We start from the raw sequence: 22,620 nt of genomic DNA, 5'->3' as shown, positions 1-22,620 counted from the left end.
TAAAATAAACAGCAAATTTCACTACTTTGCTGATCTTATCCTATGCCATGGGCTGTGGATAAGTAGCATTTAATAAACTTTCTTTTTAAGCAGGTTGTGGGTCTTTAGCACCCTTTTTTTATTTTATTATTGCTATTTGTTTTAAATAGATCTAGCAGATTCTATTTAAAGTTTTTTGACATCGATAGATCAACGCTTATAAAGCGGTGGGGTTTTATTATAAATGCTTCAATCTCATAACAAACCACTGACATTACGCTCTCTGTTACAATCCTACCGTGATCATACAGAAAGTGCGCGCAATAGAGGAACTTCTTTTGAAAAGTTTGTAATTGCTTATTTGACGCAAGACCCTCTACAATGCCAAGAATATGAAAAGGTTCAAACCTATTGTGAATGGGCAAAAGAGCATGGGGAAGATGGGCGTGATATCGGCATTGATCTGGTTGCTAAAATTCGTAATGATATCTATGATGATAATCAGTCACTAAAAGACGCTGCTTAAATAACGCGTGGGCGCGGCGGGGGCGCCCTCCTTTAAACATCTCATTTAAAAATTTAAATCTCTTTATAAAGGAATTGTGCTCATGCAAAAGAAGTTTGCACTCACAAATGAAACGCGTGTATTTGGTAAACATATTCTTTATCGCATTAAAGCATTAAAAGACTTTTCTGATATCAAAGCAGGTACTTTAGGTGGCTTTATTGAAAAGGAAAATAACCTCTCTCATGAGGGCAATTGCTGGGTCTATGATGAGGCTCTTGTGTTTAAAAATGGTCACGTTTATGAAAATGCAAGGGTTTATGGCAATGCTAGGGTTTATGAAAACGATAATGTTGTCAATATAACTGATAAAACAGAATAAAAATAGATATGGAGGGCGTGCCTTTTTATGGTGTATAAACGCATATAAAATGCATTGCTATAAACATATCATAAAAGAGAGAGTAAAATAAAAGAAAGCCGTGCCAAGTGATATGACGCGGCTTTCAAATAGCGTTTCTTATTGATTAAAATGAATCATCCACAATGGAGTAATGAGTGCATATATACAAAACGTATCATATTGCAAGTGCTCTATGAGAGATATGAAAACTTATCAAAAGGAATGTAAATGTTGCGTATGATCTTAATCACTCATTTGAATTACAGAGCCTATAAACGCTTTTATGGCTATCAAACGTATCAATCATAACGTCTTTATCTTAAAAAAAATAAAGCACATTATCAAAATGCTTGGTAGCTTTATCAAAACCCGCTTTTTACATTTACGAGCGTTGGTTTTCAAAACAATCTCTCATAAGACAATAAACAACCGATTTTATCAAACGCAAGGCTTTAAAAACTGTTATAAATATCAGTTTCAAACGTTTAAACATGCATTTAGAAAAGCTTTCATAAGCGTATTTTCATTTTGCACTCAAATGTAACTTCTTTGCAAATTAATCGCTCTATATTTGGCTAGCAAAATTAAGTAAAATCCCATGCCTTATGATGTTAAAATATTTTTGAATTTTGCTTGCTTATCTTTGTCTCAATAGCTGCCCCCAATTTTGGGGTGAGTAAATCACTCAGTCCATATTTGGCTCTGTGCTTTTAAACGGTAACTTTTAAAACGTTTTTTAGTACCATATCTAAGTAGATAGTATTCTACTGCTATGGCATTGTTCGTTTCCATTTTTTTGTGGAAGCGAATACAGTTTCGTTTTTAAAAATTAGCACAGCTGTTGTGATGATACTATATTTATGCTGCTTACTTATCGTTTCTAAATTTTTAGAAAGCGTTTTTAAAAGCGATCTTGTCTTTAATTCCTTTTATGCAATCTTTAAAATGTTCGGTGTTATGATGATGCTGTTATAACAGCTCTCTATTTTACGCTTCTCAATTTTGAGAAGTGTAATTTTATGTTTTTATCATGTGATAATAATCCAATCTTTAAACGTATGTTATCGATAATTCCAAACAATTAAATTTTAAAACAATGTAATTTGTGCTGTGATAAAAACGTATCATAAATTTATAAACTGTTATGAATGATATCTGCTTTTCATTTGAATGACACATGCGTTATAACATTTACATGATGATTTGCTTTTTATGGTCTATTCATACATGGCAATCTTATATAAAAAATAGTTAAATGAATCATGCATAAAAGTGTGGATTCTTATAAAATAATTACACTCAAACTATTGACTTTATTGTATTTTTTAGTATTATATCTTATATGACCGATTAAGAGATGGCCTTCAATCTCACCAACATCCGCACATAGCGTATGAAATCCACCGATCTTTTCAGAATTATCCTCTGTATAGCCATCAGGAGCCGTTGGATTTTGCGAAATTTCAAAGGATAGCGCATTCGTCTGATCTTTTAAGATGAGATATATATATAATAATCCTTTCCTGCTTCAAGATCTTCGTCAAAAGTCATCCTTCCACGCCCTGGAATGCGGTAAAAGAGGTACCTACCCCCATTCTCTTCACCATGATAAAAGCGAAAACATGCCCCGTCATTGATCACAAGACCTTTTCTATTTTTCGGATCGGCTTCCAGAATTCTGTCAGGTTGATGAAAACGCACATTCTCTAAAAATTTAGTGGAAAGAGAACCTACCTTACCTTGAAGTTCAGAAAGACTGTCACTGTTCCTCTGTGCCTTCTCTTGAACTTCTGTCAATGCACTCTTCGCTTCTTCCGCTAACACTTTTGCCTCAGAGGCGGCTGTATTCGCAGAATTTGTCGTTGCTGTCACCGTGTCTAATGAACTCTTGACCTCTCCAAGCCCTTGCTTCGTCGTATCAGCTTCTTCTTTTGCTTGCTCCGCAACACTCTTCGCTTCTTCCGCTGTTGTCTTCGCAGTCTCAGCTACTTCCTTGGCTTCTACAATCAAAGGTTCTACCTTATCTGCCTTAACCTGCGCTGCTTCACAAATGATCAGATCAAATTCTGATAAACCGTATTTCTCTTGGGCATCCGCAATCACTTGGATTGATTGGTAAGTAGCAAACACCACAGTCATTGCATTTACTAATACTTTATTTGCTTTTTTTCAAAGCTTTTAAGCATCAGTTGATAGCTGATAGAGCGAGATCTGAGACATCGAGTTCGGCAGCAGCTTCTTTGTTTTACGACGCTTGCCAACTTATGTATCAGAATACACCACAAAGGAATGAAACAGTACTTCTGTATAGCGTGTCCATTCTCTTATCGTTTGTGACATCAAAGCCAGAGAAGGCACGAGAAACAAAACACGCTCTCCAGTTCCGGCTATTTGTTGTGCTATCTTAAAGCTGGTAAAAATCTTCTCCGTTCCAAATGCCATAATAACTTTGCCACGGTCTGCTTCTTTTTAACCATCACAGACTTTCTCATACTTTTTGATTTGTTGAAAAGTTATCCCTAATTGGTGCCCTAATTGCTTTTACGACATTCCCAGCATTTTTCTTTGAAAGCGATTTTTTGCCTATAGAAATGTCGTTAAAATGTGGCTTTTTGCTTTTCACTTTCAAATCCCCCGCCGGTTGCGAGCACCCTCGCATTAGTATTCCGAGAGCCTGAAAGTATTGAATACGAACCAGATTTTTACTTTTAGTGCTCATAGCACCTAGACATAGAAAAATATCCCATAATTCCGAGACACCCACAGAGTGGGCTCATTTATGATCGAACTTTAGGGCTTTCAGACCCTACTAATCGCTGCGTAGACGAGCAAAATCACTCTTTAAGTAATAAAGTAATTTCAGGAGATTAGCAATCAAAATGAAAATAATCTCAAAAACTATAAGATTGAGCACTCTTCAAAAGAGGATAATGCGAAGGGCTGTCATCGTGGTTAGTCATTAACCCACATAATGCTTCTTTTCCAGAAAACGCAAAACGCGATATAAGAAAAAATGTTGTTTGCAAAGTTTTCTCTTGCCTATACAAAGAGAAAATGAAAAATTTGGAGGGCTCCCATGATAAATGACATCTACTGTGTTGGATACAATTATGTTGAACATGTTCATGAACTAGGTAATGTTGTTGAAGATGAACCTGTTATCTTTAGCAAGCCCAAAAGTTCACTCGTTTTAGGCAATGAAATTTATCTCCCTGATTTTTCCAAAGAAATACATTTTGAAACCGAAATTGTGCTCAAAATCTCAAAGGACGCTTTCATGATCATGGAGGAAGAAGCAGAAGAATGCTATGATGCCGTAGCAATCGGTCTTGATCTCACAGCGCGGGATTTGCAAACAAAACTGAAAGAAAAAAAGCTTCCTTGGCTTTTATCGAAAGGATTTAAAGGCGCCGCATACGTCTCTGACTTCATAAACAAGGAAAAAATAAACAACCCAATAACCTTTGCAATGAAGTTAAATGGCGAAACAAGACAAGTTGGCAATACGAAAAATATGATCTTTAACTTTGAGAAGATAATCTCATTTTTAAGTCACTACATTCAGCTAAGACGTGGTGATCTCATATACACAGGCACTCCACAGGGTGTCGGAAAACTTTCTCAGTTTGACAGAATAGAATTGTATCTCGAAAATCAATTAATTTCAGAGCTAAAAGTAAAATGAATCATCAAATACTGACCTTTTTCATTGTTTCATTTTTTTTAGTCATCTCACCGGGGCCGAATATGGCCCTTATCATCGATAATGCAACGAGATTGGGAAGAAAGAACGCATTTGTAAACGTTTTAGGATTGTGTACAGCAACATATGTGCATGGGGCATTTTCCACACCTAGGTGTATCAGCGCTCATTCTCAACAACAAAACGCTGTTTTTTTTAGTAAAACTCATGGGTGGCAGCTATTTATTATACATGGGCTTTAAATCAATTAAATCTGGAATACACAGCTTAAATTCAAAAGAAAGAAGTTCAACGAATGAAAAGCATGCTACGAGTGAAACAAAGCTTTTAACCAGCTATATGGACGGTTTTCTGACACAAATACTAAACCCCAAAGTATCTATATTTTACATAGCAGCTTTTCCAAAATTCTTAGCTTCTGGAGATAGCATTAAAAAAGGTTTTGAACTTGTCACAATACATTCTTTCAACATCTTTGCATGGTTTACTTTAATGACCATTTTTATATCATTTGCCAGTACCGCCTTAAAAAAGCAGCGGGTAAAAGGCTCGATTAACATTGCGACAGGAACAGTTTTATCTCTGTTTTCTTTTTTCATTTTCTTTGGATAGTTTTATCTTTTGATAACAAATTGTAAAGTTAATAGAGCAATCTTTTCCTGATTCTGTCTCTCACTATGAATAGCTCAATCTCTAACAGAGCTTATACAATCCCCAGTTCTTTTTTTCTTTATATAACTGAATTACGTTGCATTTCTTTATCATACTCTCAAGGACGTTTGTGTAAACAATGTGAGTTTCTCGTAACATTTTATAAAATGTTACCAATATCTAAACAAAATCCTTATTCATCACTTTAAAAAAAATAAGCTATGATATTCCTCTTTTCGTTTATGAAACAAAAGTAACTTTTTGATTTATGATAGCACCATACAAACAAAAAAATGATTTTAAAAATCATTTTAATTTTCCATTAAAAATTGTTTCTTAAACTAAGATGAGAACTCTCGAGTGCTATTTGAGCAAAAAGTAAAACTCTCACCATTATGAATAATAATAAATAATGCACTGATTACAAATAATAAGTTTCAAAAAATTATAAAAACTCCTGACAACTTTCTGAAATAATTTTAAAAGCCCCACGTCTTTTAATGAACAATTTATTTTTTTAATGAACAATTTATTTGTTATTCATAACAATAAAAAGCTCCCTATTCAAATATCTGTTACGTTATTTAAGAGGACAACATTCTCTTTTTTCAAAAGCATATTCTTTTCTTTATCCACACAAAATCATAAAAAACGTTTTTTTCCTTTACACCTCATTTATATCATGCTTCGATACAAAATAATGCTTTTTTAGTGTAATTTAATCTCAAAATAATTAAAGGGAACCCCCAAAAAATGAGCTACAAACAAAATTTAAAAGATAATTCTCAGAATAAGTTGCAGCGTGGACTACACAACCGACATGTACAACTTATAGCCATTGGTGGTGCTATTGGAACAGGTCTCTTCATGGGGGCAGGAAAAACAATTAGTGTAGCAGGTCCTTCCATCATACTCGTTTATGCTATTATCGGTTTTGCTCTATACTTTGTCATGCGTGCTATGGGAGAATTGTTGCTTTCTAATTCACAATACCGATCTCTTATTGATTTTTCAACCGATATGCTAGGACCGGGAATCGCTTTCTTTGTTGGCTGGAGCTATTGGTTGAGCTGGGTTGTAACTGGAGCTGCTGACATTATTGCCATCATCACTTATATGAACTTTTGGTGGCCAACACTCAATCCATGGTTTACCGTTTTTACCTGCATTAGTGTCTTTTTAATCTTTAACCTCTTTGCCGTGAAACTATTCGGTGAACTTGAATTCTGGTTTGGTCTTATCAAAGTCGTCGCAATTTTAGCATTAATTGTTGTGGGATTTTATATGATCGTTACGGGCTTTACCTCTCCCAATGGTACGGTTGCTTCTCTCAATCACGTATGGAACGATGGCAATATCTTTCCGCGAGGAATGACAGGTTTTTTTGCTGGATTTCAAATTGCCATTTTTTCTTTTGTTGGTATAGAAATTGCTGGAACAACCGCTGCTGAAGTAAAAGAACCTAAAAAAGTTCTCCCCAAAGCAATTAATGCAATACCAGTCCGTATTGTACTCTTTTACATTTTTTCTCTCGCTGTAATTATGTCTGTCACACCTTGGGATCAAATTGTTCCAGATAAAAGCCCCTTTGTCTCGATGTTTTGGCTTGCAGGCATTCCGATAGCTGCTGGCTTGGTAAACTTTGTCGTTATCACCTCAGCTGCCTCTTCAGCAAATAGTGGTATTTTTTCTACCAGCCGTATGATATATGGACTTGCAACACAAAAAGGTGCCCCTCCAATTTTAGGTAAACTTTCCAGATACCATGTTCCAGCCAATGCTCTATTCTTTTCCTGTTTATGTATTTTAATAGGGTATACAATTGCCTCACTCTCTCCAAGCCTCATAAGTGCTTTTACAATTGTGACAAGCATTTCAGCTATTGCATTTTTATTCGTATGGTCTGTAATTTTGATTAGCTATATTGTGTATCGTCGCAATCGCCCTCATCTACACGCTGAATCCATTTATAAAATGCCAGGAGGTGTTATCATGTGTGGGATAATTTTAGTTTTCTTTGTTTTCATGCTCTATTTGTTGACATTAGAAGCTGATACTCTACTAGCCTTAAAATATAGTATATTCTGGTTTGTTTTCTTAGGTATAATGTATTTTATGTTTGTAAAGAAAAAAATAACTCAAGGTAACAAATAAAGTCTATACATAAAAACATCTCAAAAAAGGGTAATTTTAGTTACCCTTTTCTACTTAACCTCCTCCCCAAACATCAAAAAACGACGATTCCTACCGGCACCGGTTTGTAAACAATCCGGCTTATTAAGGGGGAATGCTGCTGATCATTTATATGGTTCACCTACATAAGGCTCTATGGGCTAGCCCTGCCCTGAACACTCACCACCCATTCTAAAAATACTTAATGCGTAAAATGTTATATGCTTTATATCAGTACTCTACACAACAGTATTTTACTGCACAATAGGATAAGAAACGAGCTATTCTGTAAAAAATTCTCTATAAACTTCACTGACATTGTTTACTAATAAAACATGAGATTTATCTAAAACTTTCCCCCCAAAAAATTTATATTCAATTTTTTATCACAATTAAAAATATAGCTCTAAACAGAATATATCTTAATAGCTATCTGCAATAAAAAAAGATTCTATGAAAATATTTTTCTATTTGTAATAAATTTTAAATATTAATACTTAAATGTAAATTTTAAATATATTTTTTAATATTTTAAATAATAATTTAACCATTTAAAATTATTTTATTTATATACAAAGTTTTATATTTAATAAATTTACAATTTTATTTATATTTTTATATATATAACAATATCTATAAATAAATAATTTTAAATATAAAGATATTTATATAAAATTACTACAAACAAATATACATAAATATAAATTATTATTTATATACAACTAATAATAATATATAATATAAATTATATTATATATTATATATATAACTTATGTATAAAACATAAAAAATCAAAAAAAATATAATACAATTTATCTTTTGTTTCTTATATATAAAATAATTATTCCATTAATTAATAATGTTTTTGCTTTATTCACATATAGTCATAGAAAAAAATTCCTTTACTCCTTAACCATAGCGTGTTCCTATAGAAGGAATTACCTTTTTTAGGGTAATTTTTATTTAAAAATAACTAAGGAGAACTCCCCAAAAATGAACAAACAAAATTTAGAAAAAAAACCTAAGAAGAAATTGCAACGTGGACTACATAACCGACACATACAACTTATAGCCCTTGGTGGAGCGATTGGAACAGGTCTCTTCATGGGATCAGGAAAAACAATCAGTGTAGCAGGCCCCTCAATTCTACTCGTTTATGCAATTATTGGTTGTGCTCTATACTTTGTCATGCGTGCTATGGGAGAGTTATTGCTTTCTAATACACAATACCGATCTTTTATTGACTTCTCAACCGATCTTCTAGGGCCATGTGCCGGATTCTTTATCGGCTGGACATATTGGTTGTGTTGGATTGTCACTGGAACTGCTGAAATTATTGCTATTGTCACTTATACACATTTTTGGTGGCCTGAACTCAATCCGTGGATTCCTGTTATAATTGGTCTTATGTCCTTTTTAATTCTTAACCTCGTCGCCGTAAAACTATTTGGCGAACTTGAGTTTTGGTTTGGTTTTATCAAAATCGTAGCAATTCTAGTCCTAATCGTTGTAGGATTTTATATGATCTTTACCGGTTTTGTCTCTCCAAACGGTACGGTTGCTTCTCTTAGCCATATATGGAACGGTGGGAATATTTTTCCGCGAGGAATTACAGGCTTTTTTGCTGGATTTCAAATTGTTATTTTTGCTTTTGTTGGCATTGAACTCGCTGGAACAGCTGCTGCTGAAGTAAAAGAGCCTCAAAAAGCTTTACCACAGGCTGTTAATTCAATACCAATCCGCATTGTATTCTTTTATATATTCTCTCTTCTTGTGATTATGTCTGTGACGCCGTGGGATCAAATCAGTCCAGAAAAAAGCCCATTTGTAACAATGTATGCACTTATTGGTATCCCAACTGCTGCAGGTTTGATGAACTTTGTTGTCCTCACAGCTGCCGCATCTTCAGCAAATAGTGGAATTTTTTCTACCAGCCGTATGATATATGGGCTAGCAACACAAAAAGGTGCTCCTAAATTTTTAGGAAAACTTTCTCGTAACCACGTTCCAGCCAACGCATTATTCTTTTCATGTATATGCATCTTATTTGGTTATGCCGTTGTATCGTTATCTCAAACACTCATAGCTGCTTTTACAATTGTTACGACAATTGCCGCAACTTTGTTTATATTTGTATGGTCTATCATTTTGATCAGCTATATCGTCTATCGCCGCAATCGTCCTCTCCAGCATACTGTCTCTCCTTATAAAATGCCAGGAGGTGTTGTTATGTGTTGGGCGCTTCTTGTTTTCTTTGCATTCATTATCTATTTATTGTCATTAGAAGCTGACACTGCCATAGCTTTAAAATACACTCCAGCATGGTTCATATTTTTAGGAATTGTATACTTTCTTTTTGGGAAAAAGAATTATGCAAAAAATTAAAAAATAAAGCTTATATTACAAAAAACATATAAACAAAAAACATATAAAAAGGGTAACTAAAGTTACCCTTTTTATATTTATCTATAAAATTATAAAAGCTATTGACAAAATATCTCTGTAGAATCTTCAATTACGCTCTTTATCAACCAAAGCATTCGATTTTATCCAAGGCATCATAGAACGAAGTTTTTTACCCACTTCTTCAATAGGATGATTATCATTTAAACGCCGCATACTTTTAAAATGAGCAGCACCAGCTTTATATTCTTGAATCCAATTCGATGTAAATTTACCCGTTTGAATATCTTTCAATATACGTTTCATTTCTGCTCTGGTTTCATCCGTAATCACACGTGGACCAGACATATATTCACCCCATTCAGCTGTATTAGAAATCGAATAATTCATATTTGCAATGCCCCCTTCATACATGAGATCAACAATCAGTTTAACCTCATGCAAACACTCAAAATAAGCCATTTCCGGCGCATAACCTGCTTGTGTTAATGTTTCATAACCTGCTCGAATCAATTCAACAAGACCACCACAAAGAACCGCTTGTTCACCAAAAAGATCAGTTTCGCACTCTTCTTTAAATGTTGTTTCAATCACCCCAGCACGTCCACCACCAAGTCCACATGCATAAGATAATGCTACATTATGTGCATGCCCTGAAGCATCTTGCGCCACCGCTATTAAGCAAGGAACACCACAACCCCGTTGGTATTCATGACGAACTGTATGCCCTGGACCTTTAGGAGCAATCATCACAATATCAACGTTTTTTTTAGGTTCAATCAAGCCAAAATGAATGCTCAAACCATGCGCAAAAGCAATCGCTGCCCCATCGTGTAAATGATCATGAATATGTTCCTTATAAATATCAGCTTGCAATTCATCTGGTGTTGCCATCATGATGAGATCTGCCCATTTTGCTGCTTCAGCAACACTCACCACTTCAAAACCATCAGCCATGGCTTTTTTTACTGTTTCCGACCCTGAACGCAAAGCTATTTGCACATTTTTAACACCAGAATCTTTCAAGTTTAAAGCGTGCGCACGCCCTTGAGAACCATAACCAACAATGGCTACTTTTTTCCCTTTAATGAGATTAACATCCGCATCACGATCATAATAAACACGCATAAAAAATTCCTTCTTTCTCTATTTAAACTGGATTTCAGATTATTTTTATTCAATAAGAAACATTATCTACAGTGCATCACACACTTATAAAGACAAAAAACACAGCTTATAAGAACACAGCAATTGAATAATTTTAAAGTTTACATATTGCATAGAAAAAACTGTAGTCCCCAAACATTCCTAAAACATATACGGATCCCCAAATAAACTTCAACTGCTATTCTACAAAAACAATAATTACACAAAATAAGATTTCTAAAGAAAATTTAGCTAATATTCTACTCTTTTATCGTGCAACAAAACGCTATATTCTAAAAATTAAGATACAACATACAATCTTTAACATGAACCAAATCAATACGGATAGCAAGAAAAATTACAAAATAACAAGTATTGTTTTAATACAACCTTCAAAAGCATATACAACAATATCTTTAGAATAATAGAGAGGATGTTTTTACTTTTTACGTTCTTTTAATATCCACGCCTCTCACACGAAGAAGCCCCCATACGGCTATTATGTTATCCATTTATGGCGCCTTATAAAAAAATTTTAATATGCTCAAGCCCTTTTCAAGAATTCCCTATAATAGTGTAAGATTTATTGCACATCACTCTCTTTACTTCATAAAGCTACAAGTCGATATCATCATTCTATTTAACAGCTCCTATTGCATTAAGCTTATTCATAAGGAGATCTTACGTTATACTATTTACAGATAACCCAAAAATGAGCTCAAATATCAAGAAAATTTGTGTATTGATCCATTAAAATCCTACGCACTCCTTTATAAGGGAAATACTTTCAAAACCCTACTTCTTCTCCATTCAAAGAAATTATAATAAGAAGATTTTAAAACTTCCTCATAATGGATAGTACAAATAAAAAACATCGCATGCACTCAAAAACAAAAGATAGAAAGCAACCAATAAATAGAGGAACAATAGAATATTTATAATGCACGATAATAGTGCTATTTATCTCAAACATATATAAAATTGTTTTTTAAGATAAATTGGCAAACCTCTATAAAAATTTCTTTTCCAATTTTTATAGAGAGAAAAAGATTACGATAATAACCGGATAAAACGCTGAACAGTCTCATGTATTCCATACTCTAATGCATCAGCAATGAGCCCATGGCCAATAGAAACTTCATCAAGCCAAGGAATATTTTTGACAAGAGCAGAAAGATTCATAAGTGTCAGATCATGCCCTGCGTTTATACCTAACTGCAATTCTTTTGCTCTTCTTGCTGCTAAAACAAGTTTATTGAGCTCTTGATCTTGTTTTGTTTTATCCTGAAATGCACCACCGTAAGGTCCCGTGTAAAATTCCACACGATCAGCGCCCATTGCTTTAGCAATATCAAGACCATCGACAGTAGGATTAGCAAAAAGGGATACACGAATCTTTCTGTTTTTTAAATTCTGAATAATAGGTGCTAAAAATTCTGCATCATGAGCAAAATTCCAACCATGATCAGACGTTGACTGATCTGGATCATCAGGAACAAGGGTAATCTGATCCGCATAGTTTTCAGCGATATCTAAAAATTGATCACTGGGATAACCTTCAATATTAAACTCAGCAGTAGGAAAAGTGTTCTTTATTAAACAGTATATATCTGGCAAATCCGAAAAACGAATATGCCTTTCATCAGGGCGCGGATGAACCGTCAAACCTGCTGCTCCAGCAGCAAGCGCTATATGCCCAATATTCGTTATACTTGGCCACGGAAGATTACGTCGATTACGCAAAACAGCAACAGCATTAAGATTAACCGAAAGTTTTACCGCCATGCCCATTTCCATTTTTTATAGTGTGTAACAAGATAGAAAAAAGGCATTTTCCATCTGAAACTGAGATGATACACATATTTTCTCTATCGAACAATCGTTAAACGCTCCGCTGCGCGGGTAATTCCCGTATAAAGCCAGCGCGCATACATATCACGAAATGCAAAACTTTCATCAAACAAAACGACATTATTCCATTGAGAACCTTGCGCCTTATGAACCGTTAATGCATACCCATAATCAAAATCATCATATCGCTTTTTTAATTGCCATGAAATTTCTTGATCAGGGTTTTCAAACGCTGCTTTTAAAAGTTTAATCTTTGCTACCCCACGCTCACTTTCTTCTGGTTTCACAAGAAGATTAATACTTGGTTTAACGGTCTCCTTCTGTGAAGTCATCACCTTCCATAAAGAGCCATTCAACAAACCTTTAATCGGATCATTTCGCAAACACACCAGCTTATCTCCCGCTTGTGGATAATCTGCTGTAAATCCCTTTAACACACGCAAACGCTGATTATAAAGGTGGCGTGTACGATTAACCCCTACCAAGACCTGATCAGCATCCAAAACCAATTGTTGATTGACCTCTTTACGTGTCACAACGCGCGCTTCTCCATAGTCACCATAAGCAATATCGCGTCCTTCACGTACATCCATAGCAAGACGTATAATCGGATTATCTCGCGCTTGCCGATGAATTTCTGAAAGAAGAAAATCTGGTTCCCCATTAGAAAAAAAGCCTCCACCTGATATAGGAGGCAATTGACCTGGATCACCAAGAACAAGAATTGGCGTTCGAAAACTCATTAAATCACGGGCCAATTTTTCATCTACCATCGAGCACTCATCAACAATAATGAGTTTAGCTTGTGCAGCAGCACTTCTTCGATTTAACGTAAATGTTGGAGCAATAGATTTTTTTCCTGTTATTTCATCGGAAACTTCCTCTTCTCCACGCGGACAATAAATCAGCGAATGAATCGTACAAGCATTGCTTGCACCTTTAGAACGCAAAACCTGCGCCGCCTTCCCTGTAAAAGCAGCAAATTGAACAGAACCATCAACTGTCTCTGCAAAATAGCGTGCAAGCGTCGTCTTACCCGTCCCCGCATAGCCAAAAAGGCGAAAAAGAGGAAAACGCCCTTCCTTCAACCACGCGGCAACAGCCTTCAATGCATTATCCTGTTCCGGCGAAAACTGCATAGCTTACCAACATAAGATTTGCATAAAAAGAGCAGTATTTTGAAAAAAACCGACTATCAAGAAAAACCTTTTTATTAAGAATTGCTGACACACGCCCATCTAACAACTTTCGTAGCACAATTATCAATTATTTACCCATTGTTTTTTCAAGATATTGTAACAATCTAAATTTTATCTATACATCGATCTTCTTGGTAACACCTTATGCGTATCAAATAAAACATCATTTTTTACAACAGTAACACCAACAATGAAAGATGCATATCTTAAATTTAAAATAACAGCTATATACGCTTTTTCTAACCAAAATTTAGAATGAGAAAAAGAGTATTGCAATTGCAAAACCCTCACTAGAAAAAATGTCCTTAACAGGATAAAAATAATGTAATTTTTGAACGCTATTTTACACAATCAATCAGCTTTCTTGCACATAAAAATAAAGTACATCCACTATTACGAAATAATAATTAAATATATCAAAAACCTTTTAGCAGAAATAAAAATAGCTCTCAACAAAACGACTTAATCCTATGATGATACACCTATAAAGTTCCTATCTCCCTCTCATCATGATTTTAATAAATTTACTCTTCATGCTACAAATAATTGATATCTCAACGAATAAAGAGAGACATCACACTTATATGAAGCACGCTTTATCTCGCACAAATATGTAGCTTTTTCTGTTTCAACAATAAAATATGGTTCGTAAGTATGGCCTTCTTGGTAGTCTATTATAGAAAACTGGGACATGGCTTCAGTCCAGCGTAGCACTTCAGGTTCGTCCTCTAGAATATGAGAAAAGCGCAATTCTCCATCTATTGAGTTAAACTTTTTCTTTTTGTCGCAATGTTTTAAAGTTTATAAAAACTAACTGATTAATGCTATTCTTATTGCTAGAAATAACAATAAATCAAGGGATATAATTTGTTAATAGGCTTGGCGTTATGTCAAAATATCAGCGATGAGATTGCTTTTTGGTTGTTTTAGAAATGAAATAATGAGCTCAAATATTGATGAATGAAACGGAAGGTTTAAATTGAAAATATTAATTCCAGATGACTATCAAAAAGCCACCCTAACATTACAATCTATTACAAAATTAATGACATCACATGAAGTGCTGGTTATAAATAATTTAGCTAAAGAATGTGATTTAGAAGATAAACTCAAAGAGATAGATATTCTTATCTTAATCAGAGAGCGGACTATAGTTGATAGAAATCTTCTCCTGAAACTGCCAAATTTAAAATTAATCTGCCAAACAAGCCCTATAGGTTCACATATTGATATAGAAGCTTGTAGAGACTTAGGAATTGAAATATTAGACGGTGGTGGAGATCCAACTTCTGCTGCTGAATTTGCCTGGCTCTTAATTATGTCTGCGCGTAGAAAACTCTATAAATCTGTGTCTGGTATGAAAAAAGGACGATGGCAAACAACATTTGGCAACCAAATGAAAGGGGCTACTCTTGGAATATTCGGGTTTGGGCGTATTGGTAAAATGGTTGCTCAATATGCTCAAGCTTTTGGCATGTCCATTTTGGTTTATGGGAGCGAGCGTTCAACGCAAGAAGCAAGAAATTTAGGTTATCATTTTACGCATTCAAAAGATGAATTTTTTACATGTCCTGACATTATATCCATCCATTTACGTTTAAGCGATAAAACCAGAGAAATCATAAAATTAGATGATCTATTGAGCATGAAACCACATGCTATTTTTGTTAACACAGCGCGTTCAGCTTTGGTTGAAAAAGGGGCGATAGAAAAAATACTAAGTTTGGAAAATTCAACTTACTTTGCACTGGATGTTTACGACAGCGAGCCAGTATATGAGAGCAAATTATTGCAATCAGATAGAGTTCTTTGCACACCACATCTGGGCTATGTGACTGAAGAAAGCTTTGAGAATTATTTTGAAAAAGCTTGCCAAAATATAGCTTCTTTTATAAAGAGCACTTAATGCCGGCTGAGCCAATGTTTGTAAAATTTATCTTATATCGCTAGCCTATCAAATTTGCACGACACATAATAGCTTATTTCCTTAAATTAAGCATATTCCTTAGTTTTCATATTAATACCAATAGTATGGACAGATTTTTATGTAATCAGCATAAAATACACAATTTATTATTGCAATCATTAAAAAAGGCCACTTTATTGGAATGCACTTTAATTGGAGGGGGCTGAGTGAGCAATAATAAATTTATAGAAAAAATTATTATAGATGGATTGTATTGCTTGTTGCCACTATCGCTCAAGCATCAGCCTGCTTCTTTGTTCAAGGGATTGGTCCTTTAGCTGAATTTTTTAAGAAAGATTTCTCGCTTAGTAACTCTCAGATAGGTTTGCTGTCTTCAGCAGCGCAGTTCCTACCTATTATTGGTTTACTTGTAGCTGACGAATTACTAGACAAGTTTAACGAGCGCTATATTGTTGGAGTTGGCGCGGTCGGCGTTTCTGTCGCCCTTTTGTTGGGAGAAATCGCAGATAACTATATTTCCCTTTTGGTTTGTTTGCTAATTATAGGGGAATTTTATAGTTCTGCTCAACCCGGTGGCGCTAAATCTGTTTCTTCATGGTTTCCACAATCGCAGCGCGGATTTGCAATGGGAATAAGGCAGGCGAGGTTAACATTAGGTTGTGGGGGCATTAGCTGGAATAGTTCTTCCTGCTAGTGTGCTTGTCTATGGCATACAAGGTGCGTTTTGGTCGGTGCCATAGTTTCTTTTTTAGGGGGATGTATATTTATTATTTTTTATCACTCACCAGCAAAAGTTATCGCTATCGTTCCAAAAAGCAAGGCAAGAATTTCGTTCTATGCAAATGTAAGATCTCGTCTTGCAATGTTGGCTGCGCTTCATATGAAGAATATTATTTTTCCAAGCGTTTCACTTGTGATCGTTCAATATGTTTTAACCATTTTTATAACGATCTATTTTTATAGAATCTATACCTGTCTTTAGATAAAAGTACTTATTTATTTTTTGTTTCACAGGCTTCTGGTGCCTTAGGAAGAATTATTTTAGCAGCATGGAGTGATCATTGTAGAAAAGGACGGTTTTTTCCTGTCTTGTTTTGTATGATTGCAGTCGTTTTTTGATTTTAATATTAATTTTGGGCATGAGTGGATTCATAATTTATTTAACTATTTTATCTGCTTGGTTAGTTTTTGGAAGAATGGGATAGTATGGCCCTTGGGCTGCTTATATTGTAGACTCTTAAGCCGAAAGAAAGCGTTGTGTTTTCTCTGGGTTTAGCAATATCTGTAAATCAAATCGCAATTATTACTGCTCCACCATTATTTGGATTAATCTAAGATTTTACAGAAACTTATTTACTAACATGCTGATTTTAATTATTGTTTTTTCACTTTTCTTAATAAAAAAGTAGGGAAATATAATTGGGGAAAATTATAATGATAAATGGAAAATACTTTTTAGTTGAGCAATGTCGAAAGAGACAAACTTTGAGAGGCTTTAGACCATGTTATTTATGATCCATACGGTGGTATTGAATATTCGGTTGAGTTAAAAAAATAGCATTTTCGCTGCTACCACATAGAATATTGACAATTCTTATGAACCAAAAGGTGTCTATTACCCCTAGACCATATTTAATCTTTGAAAACCTTCCTGTTGATAGACAAATTAATATGTCACCTAATCCTTACAATTTAGATGCGTCTTGTAAAAGTGGCTATATTAGCGAAAATTTAATTATGATGTTTTCTTTATTGATCGGAGAGCCTTATTCAATTAAGTTTGAAGGCGAACATATAGTAAATAACCTAGTTCCTTTAGAGGATAATAAAAAAGATTATACAGAATTAGGATCTGAAGTTGAGTTAGATTTTCATATGAAAATGCTGCACTAAAATTTATAACGGATTTAAATTTATCTCCTAAAGGTGATACTTTTATCTGGTATTCGCAATGGCGTTGATGGCCCGTTAACGAGAATATCTGATGCACGTCTAGCCTTAAAACTTTTAAGTGAGGAGGATTTGAGGAGCTTAAGGGATAATTTATATATAATTAATGTTCCCTATAGATGGAGAAAAAATGGGGTAACCTCTACAAGTAAAGTGCCCCTAGTTCAAGGGGACGGTGAATTCCCAGATATCAGCGCTGTTTTTTATCCAGGCATGTTAGAGCCACAGTCAAAAAAAGCCAAGAAAGCTTCAGATCATTTTTATGAAGCTATTAAGGCTGTATCTTTTGGAATTGATGTACAACCAGGAAGATTATTATACATTGATAACAGAAGGGCCCTACACTCTAGAGATAAATTTTTTGGATCATTTGATCGTTATAAAAATCCAATGCGGTGGATTCAAAGAGTGTTTATGTCTGCAGATTTATGGAATCATAGATATATAGAACAAATAAAAGAAAGAGTATTTAATTTTCAATGTTAATATCCTGATAATGATATGATGTTGAGTATTATTCTGGTTTATATATTGACGATACATCTCATATGTATAGGTTTCTCCCGCATAATCATACCTGATTATAAGCTATGGTGACCTATTGGTTTTCTATGGCTGCATTTGATTTTTGTTATTTTTTCCCTTCCTTTTAAACCGCTAGGGGGATTTTCCTATCAAGCCCCTGAAAGAGCTATTTGGAGTAATTTCATAATGCAAAACCAAAACATAGTAACAAACTTTTCTATTGTTTTCATAGGCATAACGGCTTGCATGGTTGCACCCTTCAAGCACTGTGGCTTTTTTTCTTGCACGATGAAATCATTCATATATGAGACAACATAATTAATTTATAACAGATAATTCAATGTATTATCTAAAAAATGCAACGAAATAGCTATTAATGTGAACATATGAATTAAAAAAACAAACATCGCGTACAAATAAATTCAAACATAATTGTGCACACGACTTATAACATTTTTTAGATGAACAAATAATAATACACCCCATGTCTTTAAACAAAGAATGAAAATCATAAAATGAGCTCTAAGGATAATAGGAACTCTCCACAAAGAAGAGACAGAGATGAAGACTCCAAAGACTTCATCATCACCATCCTTCACCATTTTGTTAACATATTCATTTTATACAAGAATCTTTCCCTCGGAAGAAATAGCATTTGCAATAGCTTCTTCGCTTGCCTCATCGGGTAATAACATCTCATTATGAGCACATCCCGATGGGATCATAGGAAAACAGTTTTCTAAATGATAAACACGACAATCAAAAAGAACAGGCTTATCACAGTCAATCATCTGCTGAATTTTATCATCAAGTTCATCGGGTTTTGAACAATGAATTCCCACGGCTCCATAAGCTTGTGCCAATTTCACAAAGTCAGGCATAGATTCCGTATAAGAATGAGAAAGACGATTACCATGCAGCAATTGCTGCCACTGGCGGACCATTCCCATATACTGATTATTTAAAATAAAAATTTTCACCGGTGCGTCATGCTGAATAGCTGTTGCAAGCTCTTGAATATTCATCTGAATGGAGGCATCACCAGAAATACACACAACAAGCGCATCAGGATGCGCTATTTGAACACCTATAGCAGCAGGTAAACCATACCCCATCGTTCCAAGACCACCAGAAGTCATCCAATGTTTTGGTTCATCAAAATGATAATACTGCGCTGCCCACATCTGATGCTGCCCGACATCCGTTGTAATATAAGCATTCGCATCTTTGGTAAAAGCATACAGCCGTTCAAGAGCATATTGCGGCATAATGACATCTTTTTTCTCCGCATATGCCAATGAATTACGAGCTTTCCAACGGTTAATTTGCGTCCACCACGCCTCACGGACTTCACTATTAAACGCTGGTTGCTGTATCTTTAAGAGTTGCGTCATATCTCCTAAAACACAAGCCACATCACCAATAATTGGAACTTCTGCTTTTACAATTTTATTGATAGAAGAAGGGTCAATATCAATATGAATAATACGCGCATGAGGTGCAAATGCATCAAGGCGCCCGGTGATACGATCATCAAATCGTGCTCCAACAGCTAACATGACATCACAATCATGCATGGCCATATTAGCCTCATAGGTTCCATGCATTCCAAGCATTCCAAGCCAATTTTTACCGGAAGCAGGATAAGCACCAAGTCCCATTAATGTTGAAGTAATCGGAAAATCCCCCAATTGAACCAAATTACGTAAAAGCTGTATAGCTTTCATCCCCGATGAAATAACACCACCACCAGAATAAATAATAGGGCGTTTTGCCTCAACTAAAAGAGAAACGGCAGATTCAATAGCCTTAGTATTCCCTTTCAACGATGGAAAAGAATGTAAAGACTCCTGAACTTGAGGTGCTCTATAAAATCCTGAAGCAAATTGAACATCCTTAGGAATATCAATCAAAACCGGCCCAGGACGACCTGATTGAGCAAGAAAAAAAGCTTCATGAATAATAGCCGCAAGATCATTGACATTTTTAACCAGCCAATTACGCTTCGTACAAGGCTTTGTAATTCCAACTGTATCAGCCTCTTGAAAAGCATTTGTTCCAATCACCGTTGTTGACACCTGCCCAGAAAAACAAATAAGAGGTATCGAATCCATAAGAGCATCTTGCAAAGGTGTAACAGCATTCGTTGCCCCTGGACCAGAAGTCACAAGCATAACCCCTACCTTCCCTGTGCTGCGTGCATAGCCTTCAGCTGCATGCCCTGCGGCTTGTTCATGGCGCACCAAAATATGCTGGAGTGTATCTTGGTGATAAAGAACATCAAAAATAGGCAAAACAGCCCCACCAGGATAACCAAAAATATGTTCAACGCCTTGATCTATAAGAGCTTGAACCACTATTTCAGCGCCCGACATTATTTTTCCATCTGCACTCTCTTGCTTTCTTGGATCATTTCTCATTTTTCCCACTCACCTACTTTATAGGACAATAAAAAAGCCCCTAACGGAGCCCATAAAAAAAGCCCCCAAAGGAGCCCATTACACAACACATACTGTATGATTACCCCCATTATTCCAACGTATAAAATATATAAAAAATTCCTTGTAGAAAGATTTCTAATTCCATTGATACCATTCGTCAATAAAAAATTATATTTTCTAAAAAATTTCTTTTTCACGAATTATCTTTTATCTTTCGATAAGTTTCTTTGCAAAGCTCTAACTCTTGTATCAAAAAGTAAGCATCCATTCTTCATCAAATTGATTACGAAACCATGTCATTTGTCTTTTTGCATATCTCCTCGTTTGTATTTTTACCGCTTCAAGAGCATTCTCAAAGCTTCTATATCCATCCAAATAAGCCATAAATTCAGGTATACCAATAGCCTTCATTGCTGGTAAAGAAGGGGAAAGTTTAAGTTTTTTCATAGCCACCACTTCTTCTAAAGCTCCTCTTTCAATCATAGAATCCAAGCGTTTATGAATACGTTCATAAAGCAGAGAACGTGGTGGTATGAGAAGAATTTTTTCGGTCAAATTCGGCGCAATGATAGGTGTTGTTTTTTGTTTCTGCCACCAACTGAGCGTCTTACCGGTTGCATCATAAACTTCCAAAGCACGTACAATACGCTGTCTATCGTGCGAAGAAATTTTTTCAGCAACAACAGCATCAATCTGCAACAACTGGCGATAAAGACTTTCAGGTCCCTCTTGATCAAGCAGCAAACGCCACTTCTGCCGCACAACATTTGGAACATGAGGGATTTCCGAAATCCCCTCTAAAAGAGCACGAAAATAAAGTCCTGTCCCACCAACAAAAATAACTGATCTTAAAGAAAAAGTAGCCAATAGCTTCTCGACATCACACAACCATTGCCCTACTGAATAATTCAAAGTAGGACTCACATGACCATAAAGATAATGGGGAACAATCGCGGTATCAGCCTCCCCCGGCCGTGCCGTTAAAATATTTAAAACATCATAAACCTGCATTGAATCAGTATTAATAATGAGAGCATTCTTTTCTTGAGCCATTTGCAAGGCAAGTTCTGACTTCCCACTTGCCGTTGGCCCCGCTATTAATGTAACTGTTCTTTGTGCCATGAATAGCAATTTCTCCCAATCAATAACTTATTGCAACATGCAGACACCCCCAAAGCCTTCCTGTATTTTCTCTCCATTATCATAGAGTAAATACTTCAAACAAAAATACGAACACAAATTCTCTTCAATACAAAGAAAATCCTATGAAACTTATAAAAAAGAAAAAATAGACTTAATAACAACACCAAAGGAATTTCCAAGCATTTTTTGCTATCATAATTCAATAACAAACCACAGCTATAATAATTCTGTCCGTTAAGGCCATTAAAAACATACTCTTTGTCATCATTTATAAAAATAATACTGAACTTAACCTATACAATCAAACAGCTTTATTTTTTCCTATAAAAATAGCATGCTACGCCGGTTTATAATAAGAGCCTCATAAAGCATCATATCAATACCATTTACTTGCGCATCACAAGCAGAGATAAAAATAGACTTAAGAAAGGTGTACCAATATCTCTTATGCAGCATTTCAAAGTCTAGACTGTTACAATATTGAGAACTGAAAAATACTATGATGGCACCAATTTATACTTTGATATCCAGCATAAAGATATGACGATTTCCAATAGATTTTATATTGCACACCCCATGCTCTCTATCATGAAATGAGCTTGAGAAACATTGGACATCACAT

15 protein-coding genes and 3 pseudogenes are annotated in these 22,620 nt (G+C 35.1%); 10 read left to right on the top strand and 8 right to left on the bottom strand.

Going from position 1 to position 22,620, the window contains the following annotated elements:
- Window positions 1-223: 223 nt before the first annotated feature.
- Together ACFILT_RS01410 and ACFILT_RS01405 are read left to right on the top strand one after the other, a co-directional pair.
- Window positions 224-466 (top strand): annotated as a pseudogene (locus tag ACFILT_RS01410) (hypothetical protein); the annotation flags it as partial.
- Between the two features lie 121 nt (window positions 467-587).
- Window positions 588-830 (top strand): annotated as a pseudogene (locus ACFILT_RS01405) (hypothetical protein); the annotation flags it as partial.
- Between the two features lie 1,339 nt (window positions 831-2,169).
- On the opposite strand, the gene ACFILT_RS01400 reads toward ACFILT_RS01405, so the two are convergent.
- The 3 genes and pseudogenes from ACFILT_RS01400 to ACFILT_RS01390 all read right to left on the bottom strand — a co-directional run.
- A complete protein-coding gene (locus tag ACFILT_RS01400; RefSeq protein ID WP_375679461.1) occupies window positions 2,170-2,349 on the bottom strand; it encodes a hypothetical protein in 180 nt (59 codons plus the stop codon).
- A 29-nt stretch (window positions 2,350-2,378) separates the two neighbouring features.
- Complete coding sequence (locus ACFILT_RS01395; RefSeq protein ID WP_375679460.1) at window positions 2,379-3,026, bottom strand: hypothetical protein; 648 nt, start codon at window positions 3,024-3,026, stop codon at window positions 2,379-2,381.
- A 123-nt stretch (window positions 3,027-3,149) separates the two neighbouring features.
- Window positions 3,150-3,341 (bottom strand): annotated as a pseudogene (locus ACFILT_RS01390) (DEAD/DEAH box helicase family protein); the annotation flags it as partial.
- Between the two features lie 622 nt (window positions 3,342-3,963).
- Here ACFILT_RS01390 and ACFILT_RS01385 point away from each other — a divergent pair.
- The 4 genes from ACFILT_RS01385 (at window position 3,964) to ACFILT_RS01370 (ending at window position 9,798) form a co-directional block, all read left to right on the top strand.
- Window positions 3,964-4,572 carry a fumarylacetoacetate hydrolase family protein gene (locus tag ACFILT_RS01385; protein WP_375678903.1) on the top strand — a complete coding sequence of 203 codons (609 nt, stop codon included), beginning with the start codon at window positions 3,964-3,966 and terminating at the stop codon, window positions 4,570-4,572.
- A 150-nt stretch (window positions 4,573-4,722) separates the two neighbouring features.
- The gene (locus ACFILT_RS01380; RefSeq protein WP_375678902.1) at window positions 4,723-5,202 is read left to right on the top strand and encodes a LysE family translocator; all 480 of its coding nucleotides are present in this window, start codon (window positions 4,723-4,725) and stop codon (window positions 5,200-5,202) included.
- Window positions 5,203-5,994: 792 nt separating this feature from the next.
- Window positions 5,995-7,395, top strand: a complete 1,401-nt coding sequence (locus ACFILT_RS01375) for an amino acid permease (RefSeq protein WP_375612030.1) — start codon at window positions 5,995-5,997, stop codon at window positions 7,393-7,395.
- A 1,011-nt stretch (window positions 7,396-8,406) separates the two neighbouring features.
- Complete coding sequence (locus ACFILT_RS01370; protein ID WP_375612029.1) at window positions 8,407-9,798, top strand: amino acid permease; 1,392 nt, start codon at window positions 8,407-8,409, stop codon at window positions 9,796-9,798.
- A gap of 126 nt (window positions 9,799-9,924) precedes the next feature.
- On the opposite strand, the gene ilvC is transcribed toward ACFILT_RS01370, so the two are convergent.
- The 3 genes from ilvC to ACFILT_RS01355 all read right to left on the bottom strand — a co-directional run bounded on the left by ilvC (window position 9,925) and on the right by ACFILT_RS01355 (window position 13,952).
- Window positions 9,925-10,944: a ketol-acid reductoisomerase gene (ilvC, locus tag ACFILT_RS01365; protein WP_375612028.1), complete on the bottom strand. Its 1,020-nt coding sequence runs from the start codon at window positions 10,942-10,944 to the stop codon at window positions 9,925-9,927.
- Window positions 10,945-12,012: 1,068 nt separating this feature from the next.
- Window positions 12,013-12,747, bottom strand: a complete 735-nt coding sequence (locus ACFILT_RS01360) for a pyridoxine 5'-phosphate synthase (RefSeq protein WP_375678900.1) — start codon at window positions 12,745-12,747, stop codon at window positions 12,013-12,015.
- 83 nt (window positions 12,748-12,830) lie between these two features.
- Window positions 12,831-13,952 (bottom strand): ATP-dependent RecD-like DNA helicase, encoded by a 1,122-nt coding sequence (locus tag ACFILT_RS01355; RefSeq protein WP_375629922.1) that lies wholly within the window; start codon window positions 13,950-13,952, stop codon window positions 12,831-12,833.
- 1,039 nt (window positions 13,953-14,991) lie between these two features.
- Between ACFILT_RS01355 and ACFILT_RS01350 the strand changes: the two genes are divergently transcribed.
- From ACFILT_RS01350 to ACFILT_RS01335, 4 genes are all read left to right on the top strand, one after another.
- On the top strand, window positions 14,992-15,918 hold the full coding sequence (locus ACFILT_RS01350; protein WP_375679459.1) for a D-2-hydroxyacid dehydrogenase family protein: 927 nt from the start codon (window positions 14,992-14,994) through the stop codon (window positions 15,916-15,918).
- A gap of 274 nt (window positions 15,919-16,192) precedes the next feature.
- Window positions 16,193-16,633 (top strand): MFS transporter, encoded by a 441-nt coding sequence (locus ACFILT_RS01345; RefSeq protein WP_375679457.1) that lies wholly within the window; start codon window positions 16,193-16,195, stop codon window positions 16,631-16,633.
- A 902-nt stretch (window positions 16,634-17,535) separates the two neighbouring features.
- Window positions 17,536-17,832 (top strand): hypothetical protein, encoded by a 297-nt coding sequence (locus ACFILT_RS01340; protein WP_375679456.1) that lies wholly within the window; start codon window positions 17,536-17,538, stop codon window positions 17,830-17,832.
- A gap of 33 nt (window positions 17,833-17,865) precedes the next feature.
- Window positions 17,866-18,375 carry a TauD/TfdA family dioxygenase gene (locus tag ACFILT_RS01335; protein ID WP_375678593.1) on the top strand — a complete coding sequence of 170 codons (510 nt, stop codon included), beginning with the start codon at window positions 17,866-17,868 and terminating at the stop codon, window positions 18,373-18,375.
- A 659-nt stretch (window positions 18,376-19,034) separates the two neighbouring features.
- Here the strand turns inward: ACFILT_RS01335 and ACFILT_RS01330 are convergent.
- Together ACFILT_RS01330 and miaA are read right to left on the bottom strand one after the other, a co-directional pair.
- On the bottom strand, window positions 19,035-20,834 hold the full coding sequence (locus ACFILT_RS01330) for an acetolactate synthase 3 large subunit (protein ID WP_375632344.1): 1,800 nt from the start codon (window positions 20,832-20,834) through the stop codon (window positions 19,035-19,037).
- A 270-nt stretch (window positions 20,835-21,104) separates the two neighbouring features.
- Window positions 21,105-21,977 (bottom strand): tRNA (adenosine(37)-N6)-dimethylallyltransferase MiaA, encoded by an 873-nt coding sequence (gene miaA, locus ACFILT_RS01325; protein WP_375678594.1) that lies wholly within the window; start codon window positions 21,975-21,977, stop codon window positions 21,105-21,107.
- Window positions 21,978-22,620 lie beyond the last annotated feature (643 nt).

The sequence above is a fragment of the Bartonella sp. AP7XZML genome (genome assembly GCF_042195745.1).
Lineage (GTDB): Bacteria > Pseudomonadota > Alphaproteobacteria > Rhizobiales > Rhizobiaceae > Bartonella.
This window is presented reverse-complemented; position numbering and strand designations above follow the sequence as displayed.

Bases quoted from the DNA above. Each gene is read 5' to 3' on its own strand.
- ACFILT_RS01395 (WP_375679460.1), bottom strand. From the start codon at position 3,026: ATGACTGTGGTGTTTGCTACTTACCAATCAATCCAAGTGATTGCGGAT.
- ACFILT_RS01385 (WP_375678903.1), top strand. From the start codon at position 3,964: ATGATAAATGACATCTACTGTGTTGGATACAATTATGTTGAACATGTT.
- ACFILT_RS01380 (WP_375678902.1), top strand. From the start codon at position 4,723: ATGGGGCATTTTCCACACCTAGGTGTATCAGCGCTCATTCTCAACAAC.
- ACFILT_RS01375 (WP_375612030.1), top strand. From the start codon at position 5,995: ATGAGCTACAAACAAAATTTAAAAGATAATTCTCAGAATAAGTTGCAG.
- ACFILT_RS01370 (WP_375612029.1), top strand. From the start codon at position 8,407: ATGAACAAACAAAATTTAGAAAAAAAACCTAAGAAGAAATTGCAACGT.
- ilvC (WP_375612028.1), bottom strand. From the start codon at position 10,944: ATGCGTGTTTATTATGATCGTGATGCGGATGTTAATCTCATTAAAGGG.
- ACFILT_RS01360 (WP_375678900.1), bottom strand. From the start codon at position 12,747: ATGGCGGTAAAACTTTCGGTTAATCTTAATGCTGTTGCTGTTTTGCGT.
- ACFILT_RS01355 (WP_375629922.1), bottom strand. From the start codon at position 13,952: ATGCAGTTTTCGCCGGAACAGGATAATGCATTGAAGGCTGTTGCCGCG.
- ACFILT_RS01340 (WP_375679456.1), top strand. From the start codon at position 17,536: ATGAACCAAAAGGTGTCTATTACCCCTAGACCATATTTAATCTTTGAA.
- ACFILT_RS01330 (WP_375632344.1), bottom strand. From the start codon at position 20,834: ATGAGAAATGATCCAAGAAAGCAAGAGAGTGCAGATGGAAAAATAATG.
- miaA (WP_375678594.1), bottom strand. From the start codon at position 21,977: ATGGCACAAAGAACAGTTACATTAATAGCGGGGCCAACGGCAAGTGGG.